The organism is Streptomyces sp. NPDC002896 (assembly GCF_040295225.1).
Taxonomy (GTDB): Bacteria; Actinomycetota; Actinomycetes; order Streptomycetales; family Streptomycetaceae; genus Streptomyces.
Genome location: NZ_JBEOVA010000031.1, coordinates 43,070 through 62,259 on the forward strand (window position 1 = coordinate 43,070; position 19,190 = coordinate 62,259).

The following is a 19,190-nucleotide window of genomic DNA, read 5'->3' on the forward strand; positions in this document are numbered from 1 at the left end:
ACATGGGACGACCACGCGCCTTCGACACCGACCAGGCCATCAGCAGCGCGGCCGTCCTCTTCGCCGCCCACGGCTACGAGGGCACCTCGGTGGACGACCTGGTCACCGCCACCGGCATCCACCGGGGCAGTCTCTACAAGGTCTTCGGTTCCAAACGGAGTCTGCATCTGACTGTCCTGCGCAACCACCTCGACCACGAGATCCATCCGGCCACCGCCGCCATTGCCACCCTCACCGACCCCGCGCAGGCACTGACGGCGGCCATCGCCTCGTACGACGACGGCCCGGCCGCCGGACTCCTCCTCCTCGCCGCCGCCGAGCGCGCCCCCCACGACCCGGAGGTTGCAGCGCTTGTCGCGGAAGGCATCGCAGCGCTGGAGGACGCCCTGCGCCCCGCCCACGGCGAAGCCGCCCCCCAACTCGCCTCCACCGTCCTCGGTACCCGCCTGCGCCTGCGCGCCCAGCCGACCACTCCCAAGGAGCACTGACATGGCCGTGATCACCATCGACCGTGAACGCGACCTACTGACCGCCGAATTTCAGGGTCTCGACAAGCTCTGGACATTGAAGAGCCGCTTGGAAATCCCCCTCACCCACGTGCGTGGCGCCACCCATGACCCCGGCATCGCCCGCGAACCGAGGGGCATCCGAGTCGCCGGCACCTACATGCCCGGCGTGATCACCGCCGGCCGCTTCCGCCGTGACGGCGAACGCCTCTTCTGGGAGGTGAAAAACCCAGCCAAGGCGGTCGTCATCGAACTCGCCGACGCCGCAACATACGACCGCCTCGTCATTGAGGTCGACGACCCTCGCGCCACCGTTGCCCTCATCGAGCAGTCCATCGCCCGCGGCTGAAGTGTGACTTCTGGCTTGGAGGCCCTTCTGTCGGCACTGTATGTCGTCATCGACGGCCATGTGGCCCCTCGTCGCCGGACCGGGCGACCTGGGAAGCTGTCGGACGCGGAACTGCTGTGCCTTGGCCGTCGCACAGGTACTGCGGGGGTTCCCGTCCGCGCGGCAGTGGATCCGCTTCGCCCATGGCCGGCTGGGCACCATCGATACATCTGCCGCTTCTTGCGCTCGCGCAGCCCATCCACGTCGCCATCACCGGCCACGCCAGCGGAACCGTTGGCCCCGACCGGACGCCGGCTCCTGCCGCCCGGCCTTCCGGCAGTGCTCAGGGGTGCATGCGGGCGCCTTTGAGTACCTTGTCGACCGCGTTGCGCGGTCCGTACACGGCGAGACCCACCAGATCCAACTGGTCCTTCGGCACAGCCCGCACCGCCGCGCGGTTGTCCCGGTCGTTGCCGGTGGCGAAGAGGTCGGAGGTGAACACCGACCGAGGAAGCGAACGGGACAAGGCCCGGCCGTGCGCGGCGGTCAGTGTCTCCTTCGTCCCCTCGAAGACCAGGACGGGCTGGCGGAACATGGGCAGATACGGGGTGCCGTCGGCGTCGGCGTACGGTTCGCCGATCACTTCAGGGACCTCCGAGCCGAGGCCGCTGACCAGGAACGCGGTCACATTCAGCCGCTGCCAGGGCTCCAGGTCCTCGCGGAGCAGAACGGCGATCTTGGTGTCGAAGCGTACGGGCGTGTTCTCGAACGTCATGCTCTGAGCCTGCCAACCGCGCTGCCGCACCTTCTTGTACGTTCTTGGCATGGTGGTACGGCAAGAGGTTTCCGCGTGGCGCCCGCAGATCCCGGGTGTCGTGGAGGTTTTCCACGCCCATTTCACCGAGCACGCGTACCCGATGCACGTCCACGACGTCTGGACCTTGCTGATCGTCGACGACGGTGCGGTCCGCTACGACTTGAACCGGCGCGAGCACGGCACCCCGCATGACACGGTGTCCTTGCTTCCCCCGCAGGTACCGCACAACGGCTCATCCGCCACCTCGCAAGGCTTCCGCAAGCGGGTGCTGTACCTGGACCTGACCCACTTGGACGAGAGCTTCATCGGCCCGGCGGTGGACGGCCCCGACATCGTCGACCCGCTGCTGCGCCAGCGAGTCGGACAGCTGCACTCGGCCCTGTCGCACCGGGGCGACGAACTGGAAGCGGAGAGCCGTCTCGCACTGATCAGGGAACGGCTGCGCAGCCACTTGCGGCCCCGGCTCGTCGCCCCGCCGAAGGCTGGTCGCGGCGTGGCCCACAGCCTGCGGGATCTTCTCGACGAACGGCTGCTCCACGGCGTGAGCCTGGAGGAGGCCGCCAAACTGGTCCACGCCCACCCCACGCACCTGGTGCGGGCGTTCACCGCCGCCTTCGGCATCGCCCCGCACCAGTACCTGATGGCCCGCCGGGTCGACCGCGCCCGACGGCTGCTCCTCGACGGCCGGCCTCCTGCAGAGGTGGCGGCCGCTGCCGGCTTCTACGACCAGTCGCATCTGACCCGGCACTTCAAACGGCTCGTGGGCATCACCCCCGGGCGCTACGCCTGCAGGGTCCCTGCTACGGGACGCCGGCCCAGGTCGAAGCCCTCAGCGGTACGCAAGGACGGAGCACAGGAAGGTCCACCAGACAGGGCCTGTTGACCTGAGTCGGAGATTCCCGGTGGGGCCTGGCTGCTCAGCCCGGGGCGCATGTGCCCGGCGCGCACCACACGTCGGGTGGGACGACGCCGATCGACCGGCCGTGTGGGTCCAGGATCCGCCCGAGGAGCTTGTCGTGGCGGAGGGTCATGGTGCGGTCGGTGACGGTGAGGCCGGGATGGGTGTCGGTGAGGCGGGTCTCGAGACGGAGAACGTCGCTCACCGAGTGGAGGGCAGCCTGTACGACGAGGTTGTGGTTGCCCGTGACGGCGGCGCAGTTGCGGACCTGGGGGAGGCGGACGAGGGCGTGGCCGATGGCGGACAGTTCCTTGACCGGTGCCGTGGCCCAGAAGGTGACGGCGACGGGCCAGCCGCCGAGGGGGCGGGCGAAGTCGCAGCGGAAGCGGAGCAGGCCGAGGCGGGTGAGTTCGTCGATGCGCCGCCTGACGGTGTACGCGGTGGTGTCCAGCGCCTCCGCCAGGGCTTGGTAGGACGAGCGGCCGTCCTGGGACAGCAGGCGAAGGAGGGTGCGGTCGCGAGAGGTGATGTGAAGGCGACCTCTGGCCCTGTCGGTATCCGCCCCATCCGGCGTCGGGGCGAGCCGAGTGCGCTGCTCGGAGTCCAGGGCATCGATCTGCCAGCGCCCGCCCTCGGTGAACATGTGCGTGACGATCCTCGTACGGGCGGCGGTGATGTGCGGGACGGCCGAGAGGACGTCGAGGGTGTAGTGCGCCGTGGCCGCCACGTCGGCGGTGGCCACGGTCGCGAGGAGTCGGTGGGTGTCCGCGGAGCGCTCGATGGTGACGGTGTGCGGGTGGCGGCTCAGTGTTCCGGACACCGCGGCGGCCGCGCCGGCCGTGCAGTCGATCTCGACGAAGGCGACACAGAGGTGGTCGAACAGCCTCGGTCCCGGTGAGACGCTGACCCAGGCTTCGCCACGGTCCGTCAGGCGGCTGAAGCGGCGCGCCACTGTGACCGCGTCCACGTCGAGTGTGCGTCCCAGCTCGGTCCACGATGCGCGGGGGCGCAACTGCAGGGCGTGGACGAGTTCGAGGTCGCCTTCGCTCAGCACGGCGCAGCCTCCCTCCGTATCCTGCATTCAGGACCGCGGATTAACAGGAATGCTGCATCTGAGCACCCTGTGCTGCACAGTGTCGCACTCTGGACACCGGTAACTGGGTGGGTACGTGCCGCAGGTGAGCGAAGGGGTGTCCGCATGGGGTTCGCCGACTACCAGAGCGAGATCTACCTGGGCGGGCTGGGCGGTGTACTGCCCGCCTTCCCCATGGAATTCTCGGAACTGGAGGCCAAGGCACAGGCCGCGCTGCCGCCGTCGGTGTGGTCCTATGTCGCCGGAGGGGCGGGGGACGAGCACACCCAGCGGGCCAACGTCGCCGCCTTCGCCCGCTGGGGGCTGATCCCGCGCATGTTCGTCGGCGCTTCCCAACGCGACCTGACCGTAGAGCTGTTCGGGATGACCCTCCCCTCGCCGGTGTTCCTCGCTCCGATCGGCGTGATCGGTCTGTGCGCTCAGGACGGGCACGGCGACCTGGCAACGGCCCGCGCCGCCGCACGTACCGGAGTTCCGATGGTGGCCTCCACGCTGTCTGTCGACCCGCTGGAGCGTGTGGCGGACGAACTCGGGGACACCCCGGGCTTCTTCCAGCTCTACACCCCGACGGACCGGGGCCTCGCCGAGAGCCTCGTCCACCGCGCCGAACTCGCCGGCTACAAGGGCATCGTCGTCACCCTCGACACATGGATCACCGGCTGGCGCCCACGGGACCTCGCGTCGTCGAACTTTCCGCAGCTGCGCGGCCACTGCCTGGCCAACTACACGAGCGATCCGGCCTTCCGTGCCGCTCTCAGCCGGTCACCCGAGGAGGACCCACAGGGCGCGGTCCTCCACTGGACCCAGGTCTTCGGCAATCCCCTCACCTGGGAGGACCTTGACTGGCTGCGCTCGCTGACCGACCTTCCGCTGATCGTGAAGGGCATCTGCCATCCCGAGGATGCCCGCCGCGCCCGCGACCGGGGAGTGGACGCGATCTACTGCTCCAACCACGGCGGCCGTCAGGCCAACGGCGGCCTCCCGGCCCTCAACGTCCTGCCCGCCGTCGTCGACGCCGCTGACGGACTGCCGGTCCTCTTCGACTCGGGCGTCCGCAGCGGCGCCGACGTCGTCAAGGCCCTCGCCCTGGGTGCGACAGCGGTCGGCATCGGCCGCCCGTATGCCTACGGATGCGCACTGGGCGGGACTGACGGCATCGTCCATGTTCTGCGCGCCCTGCTCGCCGAGGCGGACCTGCTCATGGCCGTGGACGGATATCCCTCCCTCAAGGACCTCGTTCCTGAGGCACTTCAGGCCGTCTGAACAACGGCCGCGCCGCCTGCAGCAGGAAATCGCAAGGTTGCGAGGGTCTTCGACTGGGGCGGCGCTGGTACGTCGTCGGAGGTCAGGGCAGTGTGCTGCCGGAGCGCACCGCCCGCCCGATCCGTGCCCGCAGCGACACGAACTCCGGCAACCCCCGCGTCGTGATCTGGTCCCGTTCTCGTGGCAGTTCGACCGGCAGGTCCAAGGCGATGTTCGAGCCGGGGCCGGGGGACGCTCGCGATCACGTCGACCTGGCCGTTGACCAGGGCGGGCAGCGCCTGGGTGCTCTGCTGGACGGGCTGGGTGCGCACGTCCAGCCCCTCCTTCTCGTCCCGAACTGAATCGGTATTCCTTGGAGAAAAGGTGAGACGGTAGGCGATCAGCGCCCCATGCTGCGACCGAATAGGGTTGCGGAGGCGTCAAAGCAGTGCTTCGGTGCCGATGTCCAGGATGTGTGGAAGCCCCATCCGGTAGCGCTCGCGGTCGACCAGCTTGGCGGCGGCGTACTCCGGGGCCTCGTAGCCTTCGAAGAGCGGGACGCGTGACGTGTTCGAGTCCGCCGCTTCCAGGAGTGCGTTCGCCGCGCGGCGGCCGGCCTCGTTTGCGGTCTCCATCGAGGTGAAGTCGACGTTGCTGTAGGTCCGGACGTAGTCGCCGGCCAGGAAGAGGTTGGGGACGCCCGTCGCCGCGTCGGGGCGGTGGTCCCACGACCCGACGGTGTTGAGCAGGTACGGGTCGTCATTGGAGAGCACACCACCACCCGCGTCGGTGATCGCCTCGTCCAGCGCCCACGTATGGATCAGCGAGTCGTCCAGGACTTGGCGCCCGGTGTCCTCGAGGTGGGCCTTCATCTGCGCCCAGACCTCGCGGGCCACCTCCTCGGGCGTGCAGTGCTTGGCCGGCTTTCCGAACAGGATCCCCGGCTCGTCCCAGTTGGATATCACGACCGAAAGGCAGTCCTGCACCTGTCCGTCGCCCCAGGTGCGGGCGAAGGGGGCGGGCCAGAACTGGGCCTGGCTGATCGACACCATGGCCCACGGCGCATCCAGGTAGGCGACGTGGCCCTCGATCACAGGCACGGGACGCCGCAGGAAGTACTGGAGTCCGAGGCACCAGGTCTGCTGCAGCTTGTCCGGCGCTGGGGAACAGGTACGCCCGGTGCACCGTCGCCCTGCAAGCCTTGAAGTACCGCTACGCCGCGGCGCTCGCCGGCACGACCTGGCGGGCAGGCCCTTCGAGGGACCACAACCGGGCTGCCTCGTGGAGATCACCGTTCCGTGTCCGGCGTGGTGCGCCTACCGCGCGGACATAGGGCCGCGCCCGTGAGGTGCCGATGGCAATTGAGGACCATTGGCCCTGGCCGGGGCCAGTCGCGGATGCACACAGTGGATCGCGACGTATGGCGTCCACCGCGGGACGTCCAGGAAGGAAGTAGCTGCAACGATGACTACCCAGCACAGCACTGTCAGCGAAGTGATGACACGCGATGTCGTCACGGTCCGTCCGGACACCTCGTTCAAGGAGATCACGTCCGTCCTGTGCACCCATGGCATCAGCGCCGTGCCCGTGGCCGACGCGAGTGGTGCGCCGGTGGGCCTGGTATCCGAAGCCGACTTGCTGCGCAAACAGGTGGAGCTGCCCGACAGGCCCGGCCGACGGTCAGCACAGCCCGGCTGGGCGTATGAGAAGGCCAAGTCACGTGCGGAGAACGCCGCCGGGCTGATGACTACCCCTGTGGTCACCGCCCGCGCCGACTGGCCTATCGCCGAGGCGGCTCGTGCGATGGAACGCCACCGGGTCAAGCGGCTGCTGGTGGTCGACGAGGCGGACCGCATCATCGGCGTCGTCAGCCGCCCGGACCTGCTGCGCGTCTTCCTGCGCCCGGACGAGGAGATTCGGGAGGAGATCCGCGACGACGTGCTGAAGGGGATGCTGCGGCTGGGCGGTCACGAGGTGCGGGTCGAGGTCCACGACGGTGTCGTCACCCTGCGCGGAATGGCCGGGCACCAGAGCACCGCCCGGATCGCCGAACGGCTCGCCCAGGGCGTGGAGGGCGTGATCACGGTCAGGCCGATGATCGACTACGTGGTCGAGGGCATGGCTGCCGAGGACGGGCCGCAGCCGGGCAGCGAAGCCACCGACCCCGGCCACCGTTAACGCACAGGGCCTCTATGGGGAGGCACTGCGTAGAGGGCGTACGCAGTGTTGACAACTCTGCTCACTGGTCACTGAACTGGTGCCGACCCGGTGGGCGCGCGCGTCGGAGGCGACCGGGCGTTTGATCCCTTGTTTGCTCCGGTCCACTGGCGAGCATCCAGCTCTCTCGTCACCGGACGGGGCCTCGGTGCCCCAGGACACGGCAGGCACGAGCCCTCCAGGTGATCACTGAGCGTAGATGACTCCGTGATCAGCTGGAGGGCTCGTGCCTGGACAGCATCCGGGACAGTCGCCCAACTGGCGCTCTCGACAAGTGCCGGTCGGCCTGACGTCAAAGCTTCCCCTCAGGCCACCGCATAGCTGAAGAATCCCCGTCCGGATTTCCGGCCCAGCAGGCCCGACTCGACCATGCGGAGCGGGAGCGGGGGCGGGGCGTACTGACAGTTCCCGGTACTCCTCGTACAGGGCCTCCCCGACGGCTGCCACCGTGTCCAGGCCGATGAGATCGGCCAGGCGCAACGGCCCCATGGGATGGGCGCATCCGGCCGCACTGCGGGGAGTCACGCTGATCGCGCCGGGGGTAGGCCCGGTGGCCGATGACGATCATCAGGAGCCAGGCGTGAGTACCAAGGACGGCCCCCCGGCCGACGGTTCTGGCGGTGCCGGGGGAGCGGTGCGCGGCGCGCTTCAAGGCTTGCGGATCGCGGACTTCTCCCGTGTCCTCGGGGGACCGTACGCCACCATGCTCCTGGCCGACCTCGGGGCCGACGTGGTCAAGGGCCGCCGTGCTGGCCGCGGGGGTGCCAGCGGCCCGGTCAACACGCTCGACGAGGCGTTCGCCTTCGCCGACCGGCTCGGGTTGCTGCTCGCGATATCACCAACAAGCTCTCCCTGCGCGCCTCGATCCAGTGCGATCTGTTCTTCGACGACCTCCGGCTGCCCGCCGACGCCGTGCTCCCGGGCGTCATCGGTCTGCGCGGCCCTTTCAGCTGCCTCAACGAAGCCCGCTACGGCATCATCTGGGGCGTCATGGGGGCCGCCCGGGAGTGTCTCCGCGCCGCCGTCGAGCGCTCCACGACCCGGCAGGTCTTCGGCAAGCCGCTCGCCGAGTTCCAGCTGACCCAGCAGAAGCTCGCGGACATGGCGGTGGAGTACCAGAAGGGGCTGCTGCTGGCCCTGCACATCGGACGCCTGAAGGAGGACGGCCGGCTGGACCCCGCACAGATCAGCGTCGGCAAGCTCAACAACGTGCGCGAGGCGCTGGACATCGCCAGGAACGTGCGCACCATCCTCGGCGGGGACGGGGTCACCAGCGACTTCCCGGTGATGCGGCACATGGCGAACCTGGAGTCCGTACGCACCTACGAGGGCACCGACGAGGTGCACGCCCTGGTGATCGGTCAGGCGCTGACCGGGCACCGCGCCTTCAGCTGACGAGCCCGGCCTTCAGCTGATACCGACCGTGGCGGTCGCCGCCTCCCGCAGGCGGCGGATCACCTCGCGCACGGCGGGCGAGGTCTCGCCTTTGCGGTAGGCGCCGACCAGCCGGGTGGTCAGCCGTACGTCCGCCAGCGGACGGTAGGTGACCCCCGGTATCTGCACGCGGCGCAGCGAATCCGGCACCAGAGCCACGGCAAGACCGCCGCCCACCAGCGTGAGGGCGGCGATGAAGTCCCGTACCGCAGGAGCGCACTGCGGACTGAACCCCCCTTGCTCCGCCACCTCGAGGATCTGGTCGCGGTAGCCGTACTCCTCGTCGAAGTGGGGAGCCACGAACCGCTCGTGGCACAGCTCCGCCGCCGGCACGGCCTCGTACGCAGCGAGAGGCGCGCTGGGGGGCAGGGCCAGCACGACCTCCTCGGTGAGCAGACAGGTGGCCGTGACTCCCGGCGGGTACTCAGGCCGCCAGCGCAGAAAGCCGACGTCGATGTCCCCGGAGGCCAGCGCCTCCAGCTGGGCCGGTGTCTCCAGCTCGCGCACCTGCACCGTCAGCTCGGTTCCGGGGGCCGCACACCGGGCGAGGACATCGGTCAGCACACCCGAGAAGGCGGCCGAGGCCACGTAGGCGATCTCCGCATGTCCCAGCTCGCCGCGTCCGGCCCGCCGACCCACGGCCTCGGCACGGGCGGCCTGCGCGAGCGTACGCTGCGCCTCCTCGAGAAACAGCCGCCCGGCGCTCGTCAGCGCCGGTCGGGCCCGCCGTCCGCGGTCGATCAGGCGTGCACCCAGGTGCGACTCCAGCGCCCTGATCTGGGCACTGAGTGCTGACGGAGCCAGATGCAGACGGTCCGCCGCCCTTGCGAAGTGCAGTTCCTCCGCGACGGTGACGAACGATTCCAGCCAGCGCAGTTCCACCGGCTCCTCCGTCCTGCTGGGGGTTGTGCCAACGAGAGCATCGAGTATGCAATCACCCCGCGGCGGGCAGGAGCGCCGCGGGGTGGGCATGGGTGCATCAGCGTGCCGGGGTGCTGCACCCGGCTGACGCCGGACCGCGCGATCCGCGCGGGAACTCCGGGTCACGAGACGGCCAGGCGTCGGAACGGTCGTCCATGAGCCACTTGACGTCCACCGGCACCGGGTCGGCCACACCGCCGACGTTGACCACCTTGCCGCCCCTGCGGACGCCCTGCATGAACAGGGCCGGTAGCAGGCCGGGGTGCCCACGCCGATGTGGCGGCCGGCGACCTGCTGCGCGAGATGCAGCAGGAGCGCAACCATGTCGGCGTCGGCGCTCGCGCCCTGCGATCTCCTTTACCTCGTCGATGCCCTGGCCGGAGGTGGGGTCGCCGTATGTCCTGGAAGGGCACGAGGAAGTTGAGTGGAACCCTCGACTTCAGGGAGGCAGGCTGTAGCCATGCGGTCGCTCTTCCGCTCATCCGGCTCATCAGGAGCGGGCGGTCACAGCCGGGTCCTTCTCAGGCTCGCGCAGTGTGTGCCGTTCGTGATCGTATTGGTTGCGCTGGGGATCGAGCTCTCGCCCGCGCACGCTGTGATTACCGGTCCTATCCTCGCCGCGATACCGGCTTTGGCTGCGCTGGCGATGGGCCCGAAAGCCACCCTTTCGGCCGCGACTGGAGCTTTCGCGGTCACCGTGACCACAGCCACCCTCCACCAGAGCTGGGGTGGGCAGGTCTACAGCAACCTCCTGTCGCTACTCGTGGTGTCAGTGGCCAGTGTCACCATGAGCAATGCCATGCGTACGCACAGGCAGAGCGAGCTCGACCAGGTTCGCCGGGTCGCCGAGGCAGCACAACGAGCCCTACTACGGCCTGTGCCGGCCCGGCTGGGTCCGGTGCGGATGGCCAGCATGTACGTCGCGGCAGAGACGGGAGCACAGATCGGCGGCGACCTGTACGAGGCGGTGCAAACCCGGTACGGGGTTCGGATGATCGTCGGTGACGTCCGTGGTAAGGGATTGGCTGCCGTGCGCTTGGCCGCAGTCGTGCTGGGGGCGTTTCGGGAGGCCGTGCACTATGAGGAGGAACTGGTGGAGGTGATGAACCACTGCGCGGCGGCGCTGGAACGGGAGTGCACCGTGCCGAGTGCGGTCGATGCGGACGATGAGGAAGATCAGTACGAGACTTTCGTCACCGCGCTCGTGGCTCAGGTGCCCGACAGATTTGTGGTCCAGGTGGTCAATCGCGGCCATCCGCCCCCGCTGGTGCTTCGCAAGGGCAAGGTCGAAGCCTTGATGCCTGTCTCACCACTGCCGCCCCTGGGCCTGGAAGAATTCCTTACCGTTCGTCCTGCCGAGGCGGAGAGCTATCTGTTCGCGCCTGGTGATCGTCTGCTGCTGCACACCGACGGCGTGATCGAAGCTCGCAGCCCTGACGGCGATTTCTTCGCCCTGCCCGACGCCATGGAAGCGGTGCACTCGTGCAGGGCGTCGGAGTTCCTGGAACAACTGCACAAGGGATTGATCCGCCACACTGAGGGCTGCCTGGCGGACGATGCGGCGATGCTCCTCGTTGAACGGCTCGGCGACGAAGGTAACCAGGTAGGCGAAGCTGACGCCTCCTCAAGTCACAGACCTCTGTGAGGGGCCTGCCCACCACCCAGCTGCAGCGCGCCCCGGGCGAAGTGGGGGCGGCTGCGTTCGTAGGGCTGATGGCGAGCAAGACCACACTCGTGCTCAAAGACAACGCCGGCGTCGCGATGGACCCGGCCCTGGTCGGTGACGCCGGGCCGGCCATCCTCGAGACATGGTTCCCGGGCCAGGAGGACGGCAACATCGTCGCCGACCTCCTGTTCGGCGTGGAGAACCCTCCGGCAAGTCGCCGATGACGTACCCCTATGCGGGCAAGGGCTGCCTCGACAACATCGGCGCGCGACAGTTCCCTGGCGTCATGGTGGGGGACAAGCAGACGGTCGAGGACGAGGAAGGCGTCGATATCGGATACCGCTGGTACGACGGCAACGTCAGCGGCAGCTGTCCCACGACCGACCAGGGCGCCAACCCGTGTGTGGCGTTCCCGTTCGGCCACGGGTTGTCGTACTCCACGTTCAAGATTTCGAAGCTGGCCGTGACCCCGAGGGTCTCGGACGGGACACGGCCGATCAAGGTCCAGTTCCTGGTCGAGAACACCGGTGACGTGGCCGGCGCTGAGGTGCCCCAGGTCTACCTCAGCCTGCCCGAGTCGGAGAACGCGCCACCCAAGCGGCTCGTCGGCTTCGACAAGGTGGAGCTCCAGCCGGGCGAGAAAAAGCGTGTGGAGATCACCGTCGACCCAGCGGCCTCCAACCACCCCCTGTCGGTGTGGAACGCCGATGCCGACACGTGGCACACGCCCGTCGGCGAGTTCGCCGTTCACGTCGGGAACTCCTCTGGAAACCTGACGCTGTCCGACACGGGCACAGTGATCCATGTGCCCGGCGGCCTCGGGCGCTGAGCCTCACCTTCAACCACATCGAAGCCCTGCAGGCGGCCGGACGACGAAGCGGCCCGGCCCCTGCGGGCGTCCCGCGCGGGACCGCAGCCGGAGGAGAGGCCTCACTCCTTCCTGAGGACGATGTCGAAGCTCGCCGAGGTCCACGTGCCTTCTGGCCGGTGTCCGTCCGGCGTCGGCGTACCGGCTTCGTGACGGTCGAAAGGACGGATGAGCGACTGCTTCACGCCGAAGACCGAGTCGGTGTCCAGATACGGGTCGCCGGAGACGAAGATGTGCGTGGTGAGAGTGTGAAAGCCGGGCGCTGTCACCCGGAAGTGCAGGTGCGGTGCGCGCATCGGCGAGCGGCCGGCATGGCCGAGGAGCCGGCCGACGGGGCCGTCGTCCGGGATCGGGTACGGCGTGGGGGTGAGACCCCAGAACTGGTAGTGGCCCTCGGCGTCGGTGAGCATGTGCGCGCGCCCCGCGAGGGTGCCGTCGTCGTACTGGACGTCGTACATGCCGTCGTCGTCGGCCTCCCACACCTCGATGCGGGCCCCGCCGACCGGGTTGCCGTCGGTGTCCGTGACCACGCCGCTGACCCACGACGGCTCGCCGCTCGCCCCGTGCGCGATGTCGCCGCCGAGGTCGATCCGGGGCGAGTCCTGGACGAAGAACGGGCCGAGGACGGTGGATTCCGTCGCGTCGCCGAGGTCGGGTTCGTTCACCGCGACGGTGAGCATGGAGATGCCGAGGACGTCCGAGAGCAGGACGAACTCCTGGCGTGTGTCGGTGGTGATGTGTCCGGCCGCCGTCAGGAACTGGATCGCCGCGGTCCATTCGTCCTCGGTGAGCCGGGCCTCGCGCACGAAGGCGTGTGCGTGCCGCACGAGCGCCTGCATCACCTCGCGGAACCGGTCGTCCTTCGCGGAGTCGAAGCTCGCGACGACCTTGTCGGTCACTTCGTGTTCGCGACGGGCTTGTAGCCCGCTGAAATCCAGGAGTTCGGCGGTGCGTTCGTCTGCCATCGATGTGCTCTTTCGATCGAGGGTCCGGAGCCGTGGCTCATACGTCGGTGAGGGGGACCAGCACCGGGGTGTCGCCGCGGCATGCGCGCCCCAGCACCTCCCGCATCTCGGCGCGTGTCACCCGGCGCGGGTTGGTGTCCGGCACCTGTGCCATGACCAGTTCGGTGGCCCGGTCGAGCTCCTGCTCGGCGAGCCCCAGGTCGCGGAGCGAACGCGGTGGGTCGAGCGTCGAGTAGAGGTCGAGCAGCGCGTCGAAGGGGTCGGTTGCGTCGTCGAGCGCCGCTCCGAGGTGGCGTGCCGCGTCCGGCGCCGCGGGCAGGTTGAGGCCGACCACGTGCGGCAGGACGACGGAGTGCAGGGCGGCGTGTTCGAGGTCGTACGCGCCGCCGAGGACGTGGCACACCTTGTGGTGTAGTCCGGAACCGGCCCCGGCGAAGGCGACGGCCCCGAGGTAGGTGCCGAAGAGGATGTCGCGACGGGCCCCGACATCCTGGCCGTCGGCGACGATGCGCGGCAGCGAGGACGCCAGCGACCGGACGCCCTCGACGGCCAGCGCGGAGCTGATCGGATTGTGCCGCGGTGCCCACCACGCGTCGACGCAGTGGGCGAGGGCGTTGAGCCCAGATGTCACCGACAGGCGTGTCGGCAGCGACAGCATGAGCGTGGCGTCGTAGACGACGACGCGGGGGAGCACCTTCGGGTCTACGCCGGTGCGCTTGTGGCCTTCCTCGGTGAGGCCCCAGACCGGGGTCGCCTCGGAGCCGGCGTAGGTCGTGGGGACGGCGAGGATCGGCAGCCCGGTGGTGAGCGCCGCCGCCTTCGCGGTGCCCGTCGTCGATCCTCCGCCGACGCTCAGCAGCAGGTCGGCGTCGTGCTCGCGGGCGGCCGCCCGCACGGCCTGCGCCACATCGGCAGGCACGTGCGGACGGACGGCGCTGAAGGTCGCCACGACGGGAACGTCCTTGCAGACGTCCTCGGCCAGGGCGCGTTCCCGTTCGGCCGCGATCAGCAGGACCCGGGTCGCGCCGAGCCCGGCGACCTCGGCCGCCACGTCGTCCCGGGCGGTGCCCGAGCCGAAGACGACCCGCTGGCCCCAGGACTCGTACACGACCGGCGACAGAAGGGCGGCGGTCATGCCGTCGCCGCCCGCAGCCGCGGTACGGCGCCCGCAGCGACCGCCCCGATGAGCGCGGGGACGGCGAAGGCGTAGAAGGCCCACTCGACGCCGGCGCCCGAGGCGAGCACGAAGGCGCCCATTGACGGACCCACGATGGCGCCGAAACGCCCCACGGACAGGGCCCACGCGAGGCCGTTGCCCCGCACTGCGTCCGGATACCTCGTCACGATGAACGCGTTGCCGAGGATCTGGGAACCGATGAAGCCGAATCCGCTGATGAACATGAGCACGAACATGACGGGCGTCGGCGGGCGTGTGCTCATCGCGATCAGGCTCAGAGTGCCAACCAGGAACGCGACGACCACGACGCGCTTGGCGCCGAGTGCGTCCGCGACACGTCCGCCGACGATGGCACCGAAGCCGACACCCAGCCACATGGCCGCCGTCTGCAGCAGCGCCGACCCCAGGGAGAAGCCGGCGGCCTGCATGATGCTGGGCAGCCAGGTGCTGATGCCGAAGACGAGCAGCAGCCCGCAGAAGGACATGGCCCAGAAGAGCACCGTCGAGACCGCGAGGCCGCCCGTCAGCAGCGAGCCGAGGCCGAGCCACCGACCCGGGTCCGAGGCCGGCGCGATGTCGGACGGGGCGAGGCCGAGCCGCTCCTCCACTGCTCTCGCCTCGTCCGCCCGGCCCGTACGGCTGAGGTGGAAGGGGCTCTCCGGGAGCCGGAGCAGCAGCGGCACGGCCGCGAACACGGGGAGCACGCCGATCACGTACAGCCAGCGGTACGAGACGTCGGGGAGCAGGGCGGTGCCGAGCAGCGGGGAGAGCAGGGCGCCGGCTGCGTAGCCGCTCATGATCAGGGCGACGTTGCGGCTGCGGCGGCCCGGCTCGCTGAGGTCGGCGACGAAGGCGTTGATCGTCGGCAGTACGACGCCCAGGCCGAGGCCGACGACAAGGCGTCCGGCGCCGAAGGACGGGACCCCGCTGGCGGCCGCGCAGACCGCCATGCCGACCGTGAACACGGTGGTGCCGACGAGCAGGAGCCGGCGCGGGCCGGTGCGGTGGACGAGGGCTCCGGCGAATGCCGCGCCGATCAGCATCCCGATACCGACGAGCGAGCCGATGGTGCCGGCTTCGGCCTTGTCGATGCCGAGCGAGGGATCGCCCAGGATGGCAGGGACGCTGACGCCGTACACGGCGAGGTCGTAGCCCTCGAGGGACGCGACGACCCAGGCGGCGAGCAGCATGAACGTGCTCGCGGGCATTCTGCGGACGTGCGGGCGTATGGCGGACGGTGCGGTCATGGCCGGGTCCCTTCTCCGACGGTGGCAGGAGCCTGGACCGGCTCGACTGCGGTGGCAAGCGTCTTCAGGAGCGCCGGGACGTCGGACAGGACGCCCGCGGTGCCGAGGATGTAGAAGTCGGGCCGCCACAGGACGGCGGCGCGGTCGGTCTCGTCGAACCAGCGCCCGTAGACGCCGCCGACATCGGTGATCCCCTCGGTGCTGAGGCGGCGATCGGTCAGGTGGTGGACGGCCACGCCGAGCCCGTCGGCGAGCTCGGTGGCCGAGGCGTCGAGCGAGGTGCCGTCACGGCCGTCGACGAGGAGCACGAATCCGCGGCCGAGCACGTCGTCGAAGAGCCCCTCGGTGCTGCGCGACTCTACCCGGCCCTGCGGCATCAGGTGCCCTGCCTGCGGGGACTCGTCGTGCAGACCCGGACCGAGGCCCGGGAAACGCATCTTGTCAGGGTGCCCGTTCGCTGCGCGCTGGGCGATCAGGCGGGCATCCCGCTCTGCCGTGGCCACCGGATCGCGCATGGTCTGGACGCGGCCGAGCTCGATGCCCTTGGCGATGATGGCCCGCACATGCGGTTCGCGTTCGCTCTGGTAAGTGTCGAGCAGCGCGTCGTCGGCACCGCGCAGCACGGCGTCGAGCTTGAAGGCGAGGTTCTGGGCGTCGCGGATGCCCGAGCACATGCCCTGCCCGAGGAAGGGCGGCATCTGGTGGGCCGCGTCCCCGGCCAGCAGGATCCGGCCGGTGCGCCAGCGCTCCGCGACGAGCGAGCGGAACGTGTACGTGGCGACGCGGATGAGCTCGGCCTGCTCGCGGTCGAGGTAGGCGCCGACGCGTGCCCACACCCGGTCGGGCTCCCGCTCGACGGGGAAGGAGTCCGCCGAGTCGAGCATGAAGCTGAACCGGTGGTGGTCGGGGCCCAGCGAGATGATCGATATCGGCTGCTCGGGGTCACAGACCTGGCGGGCCTTCGGGACGTCCGCGGGACCGGTCAGACGGAAGTCGCAGACCATCCACGGCTCGGAGAATCCGTAGTCCTCCTGCTCGATGCCGAGCCATCCGCGGGTGAAGCTGTTGCCGCCGTCGCAGGCCACGACGTACCGGGCCGAGACGACCGCGTCGTCTCCTTCGACCTGGATGTCCACGCCGTGGTGCGTGCTCTGGAGTGCGGTGACCCGGGAGTCCATCCGGATCTCGACGTTCCCGAGACCGCGGACCACGCTGTCGAGGGCGTCCTCGAGGTACGGCTGGTACATCATGTACCACTCCGCCCAGCCCTGGCCCCCGACGGCGGCGAAGTCGTGCTCGATCAGGAGCTCGCCCGCGCCGTTGCGCCATTCGTAGTTCCGCTGGACGTGCAGTGTGGGCAGCAGGCCGCCGGCGATGCCGATGCGGTCGAACGTCCGCATCGTCTCGTCGTCGAAGATGGCGGCTCGCGGAAGGTTGTAGAGGGTGGGGTAGCGCTCGAGCACGATCACGTCGTGGCCTGCCTGCCCGAGCAGTGCCGCGGTGACCATGCCCACGGGGCCGTACCCGATGACGGCGACGTCGTACACGTGGGTTCCCTTCTGTTCCGGTGCGGATTCCGGTTGGCGTGTCATGGCTACCGGCTCCGGTCAGACACCCGCGTACGCGGCCGCGGGGCCGAGGCCGAGGAGCTTCTCTGCGTTCTGGTGGCCGATCTTGAGCCGGTCGGCGTCGCTGATCGGCGCGTTGCGCAGGAAGTTCGTGGCCGTCTCGATGTCCTCGAAGGGGTAGTCGGTGCCGAAGAGGATGTGGTCGGCGCCCATCGAGAGCAGGGCGGTGAGCAGTGGGGCGGGGGAGCAGACGCCGCTGGTGGTGATGTAGAGGTTGTGGCGGATGTACTCCGAGGGGCGCCCGCGCTTGAGTTCGATGCCGTGGTGCGCGTGGAAGTCCCAGCGCGAGTCCATGCGCCACAACACGAAGGGCAGTCCCTCTCCCATGTGTCCGAGCAACAGCTTGGCGTTCGGGAAGTCGTCGAACACGCCGCCGAAGATGAGACGCAGGACGTGGGTGGCGGTGTCGACTCCCCAGCTCCACATAGGTCCGACGAGTTCGGGATGTCCGGAGAACACGTGCGCGGTGTCGACGCCGTTGGCCGGGTGCAGATAGAGCGGTACGTCGAGGTGTTCGGCGCGCTCCCAGACGACGCGCAGGGCGGGGTCGTCGAGGTACATGCCGTGGGTGTGCGCGTTGACGAGGGCGCCGCGCAGGCCGAGCTGCGTCACCGCGCGCTCCAGCTCGTCGGCCGCGGCCTTGGGGTTCTGCAGGGGCAGGGCGCCGAAACCCGAGAAGCGGTCGGGGTGCTCGGCGATGACACCGGCGAGGAAGTCGTTGACCGTGGCCGCCTGGCGCGCGGCCGCGGCGGGGTCCTTCTCCGCCTGGATGCCGGGGGAGTTGAGCGAGAGTACCTGCATGTCCAGGCCGGCGGCGTCCATGGCGTCGAGGCGCTCCTCGGTGAGGTCGAGGAGCCTGCGGGAGGCCTCGGCCCAGGCGCTGGGCTGGGCGATGGACGCGGTGGACGCGCCGTGGCCCACCAGCTCCGGAGTCACGAAGTGCTCTTCGAGGCCTATCAGCTTCATTGCGGAGTTCTCCTCGGTTGATCTCGCATGGGACGGGTGACACGCCGGGTACGAGCGAGCGGCCGCCAGGGGGTGGAGGGCCGGGCGTGTGAGGTGGTGTGTGTCGCCGGCGTGTTCGCTGCCGGACGGCGGCTCTGGACGGCCGCCGGGTCAGCCGCCTGAGCGGCGGGGAGCAGCCGGGTGGCTGTGAGAGCCACCGGACGCAGTTCACCAGAACGTAATGCGTTACGCAATAGTGAATGCGAAACTTGCCGTGCGAGCTCGGATGCGCGATCCGCCTGCGCGGAAACCCGCAGGCCAAAGCAGGGGAGAAGGTGGGCCGACCGCTCCTATACGCTGAGCGCGTTCATGCAACGGCAGGAAGAGGATGGCTCTGTGGCGTCGACCGGCCCGACCGAGAACGGGGAGAACTCGGAGCCCACGGCTTCCGACAGCCTCGGGCGACAGGGGATCCAGTCGGTTGAAACCGCGATGCGGGTACTGCTCGCGCTGGAGAGCGGCGGGGGCGCACTCAGCCTCTCGGCGATCGCGCAGGCGAGCGGGATGCAGCCCAGCAAGGTGCACCGCTATCTCGTCAGCCTCGGCCGCATAGGGCTGACCTCGCAGGACCCCGCCTCGGGCCTCTACGACTTCGGGGCCGCCATGCGCCGCATGGGGGCCGAGGCGCTGCGGCGCACCAACGAGGTGGCGGTCGCGAGCGGCCACGCGATGCAGCTGAGAGACCGCACTGGCCACTCCGTGAACCTCGCGGTCTGGGGAGACCGCGGCCCGATCGTCGTGAGCTGGGCGTACGGCTCCCGGCCGCTGCCGCTTACGGTGCGGGTCGGCGCCACACTTCCCCTGCTCGCGTCATCCGTCGGCCTGGTCTTCCTCGCGTACTTGCCCGAAAGCCTCACGGACGAGGTGCTCGGCGACGAACTCCGTGCAAAGGAGACCGACTGGACGCGCGAGCGCGTCGCCGCCACGCGGGCCGAGATCCGCGAGCGCGGGCACGCCGTGACGCACGGCGGCGTCATTCCGGGCATCATCTCCGTCGCGGCACCCGTGTTCGCGGCGAATGACCCGTTGCCGCTCGCCATCTCGGTCGTGCTGCCGGAGAGCATCGGCACACCGGAGCACCTCGCCGAAGTGACCAGCGAGTTGCACGGCACGGTAACCGCCGCGTCGAATGAGCTCGGGCACTTGTCGTAACGCTGTGGCAGCCGTGGACTGCGTCC

Annotated in this window: 19 protein-coding genes and 4 pseudogenes; 13 read left to right on the forward strand and 10 right to left on the reverse strand. The window is 69.5% G+C overall.

The features are described 5' to 3' along the window. Nucleotides 1-2 precede the first annotated feature (2 nt). The 3 genes and pseudogenes from ABT009_RS37625 to ABT009_RS47565 form a co-directional block, all read left to right on the forward strand. The gene (locus ABT009_RS37625) at nt 3-488 is read left to right on the forward strand and encodes a TetR/AcrR family transcriptional regulator (RefSeq protein ID WP_351305534.1); all 486 of its coding nucleotides are present in this window, start codon (nt 3-5) and stop codon (nt 486-488) included. Nucleotide 489: 1 nt separating this feature from the next. Then, entirely contained in the window at nt 490-855 is a 366-nt protein-coding gene (locus tag ABT009_RS37630; RefSeq protein WP_351305536.1) for a hypothetical protein, read from the forward strand. Between the two features lie 3 nt (nt 856-858). Continuing rightward, nucleotides 859-1,048 (forward strand): annotated as a pseudogene (locus ABT009_RS47565) (IS982 family transposase); the annotation flags it as partial. A gap of 129 nt (nt 1,049-1,177) precedes the next feature. Here the strand turns inward: ABT009_RS47565 and ABT009_RS37635 are convergent. Then, nucleotides 1,178-1,609: a DUF2000 family protein gene (locus tag ABT009_RS37635; protein WP_351305538.1), complete on the reverse strand. Its 432-nt coding sequence runs from the start codon at nt 1,607-1,609 to the stop codon at nt 1,178-1,180. 49 nt (nt 1,610-1,658) lie between these two features. Here ABT009_RS37635 and ABT009_RS37640 point away from each other — a divergent pair, with 49 nt between their 5' ends. Continuing rightward, nucleotides 1,659-2,534, forward strand: a complete 876-nt coding sequence (locus tag ABT009_RS37640; RefSeq protein ID WP_351305540.1) for a helix-turn-helix transcriptional regulator — start codon at nt 1,659-1,661, stop codon at nt 2,532-2,534. A gap of 34 nt (nt 2,535-2,568) precedes the next feature. Here the strand turns inward: ABT009_RS37640 and ABT009_RS37645 are convergent, their stop codons facing one another. Continuing rightward, entirely contained in the window at nt 2,569-3,603 is a 1,035-nt protein-coding gene (locus ABT009_RS37645) for an AsnC family transcriptional regulator (RefSeq protein ID WP_351305542.1), read from the reverse strand. Nucleotides 3,604-3,747: 144 nt separating this feature from the next. Between ABT009_RS37645 and ABT009_RS37650 the strand changes: the two genes are divergently transcribed. Both ABT009_RS37650 and ABT009_RS37655 read left to right on the forward strand, forming a co-directional pair. Further along, a complete protein-coding gene (locus tag ABT009_RS37650; protein WP_351305544.1) occupies nt 3,748-4,905 on the forward strand; it encodes an alpha-hydroxy-acid oxidizing protein in 1,158 nt (385 codons plus the stop codon). A 92-nt stretch (nt 4,906-4,997) separates the two neighbouring features. Continuing rightward, nucleotides 4,998-5,246 (forward strand): hypothetical protein, encoded by a 249-nt coding sequence (locus tag ABT009_RS37655; RefSeq protein ID WP_351305546.1) that lies wholly within the window; start codon nt 4,998-5,000, stop codon nt 5,244-5,246. A 78-nt stretch (nt 5,247-5,324) separates the two neighbouring features. Here ABT009_RS37655 and ABT009_RS37660 read toward each other — a convergent pair whose 3' ends face one another. After that, nucleotides 5,325-5,984: an FAD-dependent oxidoreductase gene (locus tag ABT009_RS37660; protein WP_351305548.1), complete on the reverse strand. Its 660-nt coding sequence runs from the start codon at nt 5,982-5,984 to the stop codon at nt 5,325-5,327. Between the two features lie 364 nt (nt 5,985-6,348). On the opposite strand from ABT009_RS37660, the gene ABT009_RS37665 reads away from it, so the two are divergent. After that, nucleotides 6,349-7,062 carry a CBS domain-containing protein gene (locus ABT009_RS37665; RefSeq protein ID WP_351305550.1) on the forward strand — a complete coding sequence of 238 codons (714 nt, stop codon included), beginning with the start codon at nt 6,349-6,351 and terminating at the stop codon, nt 7,060-7,062. Nucleotides 7,063-7,406: 344 nt separating this feature from the next. Here the strand turns inward: ABT009_RS37665 and ABT009_RS37675 are convergent. Continuing rightward, nucleotides 7,407-7,605, reverse strand: a pseudogene (locus ABT009_RS37675) (3-hydroxyacyl-CoA dehydrogenase family protein); the annotation flags it as partial. Between the two features lie 130 nt (nt 7,606-7,735). On the opposite strand from ABT009_RS37675, the pseudogene ABT009_RS37680 reads away from it, so the two are divergent. Further along, nucleotides 7,736-7,861: pseudogene (locus ABT009_RS37680) on the forward strand (CoA transferase); the annotation flags it as partial. A gap of 80 nt (nt 7,862-7,941) precedes the next feature. Next, a pseudogene (locus ABT009_RS37685) lies at nt 7,942-8,496 on the forward strand (acyl-CoA dehydrogenase family protein); the annotation flags it as partial. A 12-nt stretch (nt 8,497-8,508) separates the two neighbouring features. Here the strand turns inward: ABT009_RS37685 and ABT009_RS37690 are convergent. Beyond that, nucleotides 8,509-9,417, reverse strand: coding sequence for a LysR substrate-binding domain-containing protein (locus ABT009_RS37690; RefSeq protein WP_351305552.1), 909 nt, complete (start codon nt 9,415-9,417; stop codon nt 8,509-8,511). Nucleotides 9,418-9,994: 577 nt separating this feature from the next. Between ABT009_RS37690 and ABT009_RS37695 the strand changes: the two genes are divergently transcribed. The 3 genes from ABT009_RS37695 to ABT009_RS37705 all read left to right on the forward strand — a co-directional run bounded on the left by ABT009_RS37695 (nt 9,995) and on the right by ABT009_RS37705 (nt 11,951). Then, the gene (locus ABT009_RS37695) at nt 9,995-11,101 is read left to right on the forward strand and encodes a PP2C family protein-serine/threonine phosphatase (RefSeq protein WP_351305554.1); all 1,107 of its coding nucleotides are present in this window, start codon (nt 9,995-9,997) and stop codon (nt 11,099-11,101) included. A gap of 68 nt (nt 11,102-11,169) precedes the next feature. Continuing rightward, nucleotides 11,170-11,346, forward strand: a complete 177-nt coding sequence (locus ABT009_RS37700) for a glycoside hydrolase family 3 C-terminal domain-containing protein (protein WP_351305556.1) — start codon at nt 11,170-11,172, stop codon at nt 11,344-11,346. Continuing rightward, nucleotides 11,343-11,951: a fibronectin type III-like domain-contianing protein gene (locus tag ABT009_RS37705; protein ID WP_351305558.1), complete on the forward strand. Its 609-nt coding sequence runs from the start codon at nt 11,343-11,345 to the stop codon at nt 11,949-11,951. The genes ABT009_RS37700 and ABT009_RS37705 overlap by 4 nt, the downstream gene beginning before the upstream one ends. A gap of 101 nt (nt 11,952-12,052) precedes the next feature. Here ABT009_RS37705 and ABT009_RS37710 read toward each other — a convergent pair whose 3' ends face one another. Genes ABT009_RS37710 through ABT009_RS37730 form a run of 5 tightly spaced genes read right to left on the reverse strand, consistent with a single transcriptional unit; the run spans nt 12,053 to nt 17,973 of the window. Next, a complete protein-coding gene (locus ABT009_RS37710) occupies nt 12,053-12,955 on the reverse strand; it encodes a hydroxyquinol 1,2-dioxygenase (protein WP_351305560.1) in 903 nt (300 codons plus the stop codon). A gap of 37 nt (nt 12,956-12,992) precedes the next feature. Beyond that, on the reverse strand, nt 12,993-14,090 hold the full coding sequence (locus ABT009_RS37715; RefSeq protein ID WP_351305562.1) for a maleylacetate reductase: 1,098 nt from the start codon (nt 14,088-14,090) through the stop codon (nt 12,993-12,995). Then, nucleotides 14,087-15,379, reverse strand: a complete 1,293-nt coding sequence (locus ABT009_RS37720) for an MFS transporter (protein ID WP_351305564.1) — start codon at nt 15,377-15,379, stop codon at nt 14,087-14,089. Before ABT009_RS37720 ends, ABT009_RS37715 begins: the two co-directional genes overlap by 4 nt. Next, nucleotides 15,376-16,971, reverse strand: coding sequence for a bifunctional 3-(3-hydroxy-phenyl)propionate/3-hydroxycinnamic acid hydroxylase (locus ABT009_RS37725; RefSeq protein ID WP_351305566.1), 1,596 nt, complete (start codon nt 16,969-16,971; stop codon nt 15,376-15,378). The genes ABT009_RS37720 and ABT009_RS37725 overlap by 4 nt, the downstream gene beginning before the upstream one ends. Before the next feature lie 15 nt (nt 16,972-16,986). Next, nucleotides 16,987-17,973: an amidohydrolase family protein gene (locus ABT009_RS37730; protein ID WP_351305567.1), complete on the reverse strand. Its 987-nt coding sequence runs from the start codon at nt 17,971-17,973 to the stop codon at nt 16,987-16,989. A gap of 348 nt (nt 17,974-18,321) precedes the next feature. On the opposite strand from ABT009_RS37730, the gene ABT009_RS37735 reads away from it, so the two are divergent. After that, entirely contained in the window at nt 18,322-19,164 is an 843-nt protein-coding gene (locus ABT009_RS37735) for an IclR family transcriptional regulator (protein WP_351305569.1), read from the forward strand. Nucleotides 19,165-19,190 lie beyond the last annotated feature (26 nt).

What these genes read in the sequence shown, in the direction of transcription:
- ABT009_RS37720 (WP_351305564.1), bottom strand. Translation starts at nt 15,379, where the DNA reads ATGACCGCACCGTCCGCCATACGCCCGCACGTCCGCAGAATGCCCGCG.
- ABT009_RS37735 (WP_351305569.1), top strand. Translation starts at nt 18,322, where the DNA reads ATGCAACGGCAGGAAGAGGATGGCTCTGTGGCGTCGACCGGCCCGACC.
- ABT009_RS37635 (WP_351305538.1), bottom strand. Translation starts at nt 1,609, where the DNA reads ATGACGTTCGAGAACACGCCCGTACGCTTCGACACCAAGATCGCCGTT.
- ABT009_RS37630 (WP_351305536.1), top strand. Translation starts at nt 490, where the DNA reads ATGGCCGTGATCACCATCGACCGTGAACGCGACCTACTGACCGCCGAA.
- ABT009_RS37625 (WP_351305534.1), top strand. Translation starts at nt 3, where the DNA reads ATGGGACGACCACGCGCCTTCGACACCGACCAGGCCATCAGCAGCGCG.
- ABT009_RS37650 (WP_351305544.1), top strand. Translation starts at nt 3,748, where the DNA reads ATGGGGTTCGCCGACTACCAGAGCGAGATCTACCTGGGCGGGCTGGGC.
- ABT009_RS37700 (WP_351305556.1), top strand. Translation starts at nt 11,170, where the DNA reads ATGGCGAGCAAGACCACACTCGTGCTCAAAGACAACGCCGGCGTCGCG.
- ABT009_RS37715 (WP_351305562.1), bottom strand. Translation starts at nt 14,090, where the DNA reads ATGACCGCCGCCCTTCTGTCGCCGGTCGTGTACGAGTCCTGGGGCCAG.
- ABT009_RS37665 (WP_351305550.1), top strand. Translation starts at nt 6,349, where the DNA reads ATGACTACCCAGCACAGCACTGTCAGCGAAGTGATGACACGCGATGTC.
- ABT009_RS37640 (WP_351305540.1), top strand. Translation starts at nt 1,659, where the DNA reads ATGGTGGTACGGCAAGAGGTTTCCGCGTGGCGCCCGCAGATCCCGGGT.
- ABT009_RS37710 (WP_351305560.1), bottom strand. Translation starts at nt 12,955, where the DNA reads ATGGCAGACGAACGCACCGCCGAACTCCTGGATTTCAGCGGGCTACAA.
- ABT009_RS37725 (WP_351305566.1), bottom strand. Translation starts at nt 16,971, where the DNA reads ATGACACGCCAACCGGAATCCGCACCGGAACAGAAGGGAACCCACGTG.
- ABT009_RS37705 (WP_351305558.1), top strand. Translation starts at nt 11,343, where the DNA reads ATGACGTACCCCTATGCGGGCAAGGGCTGCCTCGACAACATCGGCGCG.
- ABT009_RS37730 (WP_351305567.1), bottom strand. Translation starts at nt 17,973, where the DNA reads ATGAAGCTGATAGGCCTCGAAGAGCACTTCGTGACTCCGGAGCTGGTG.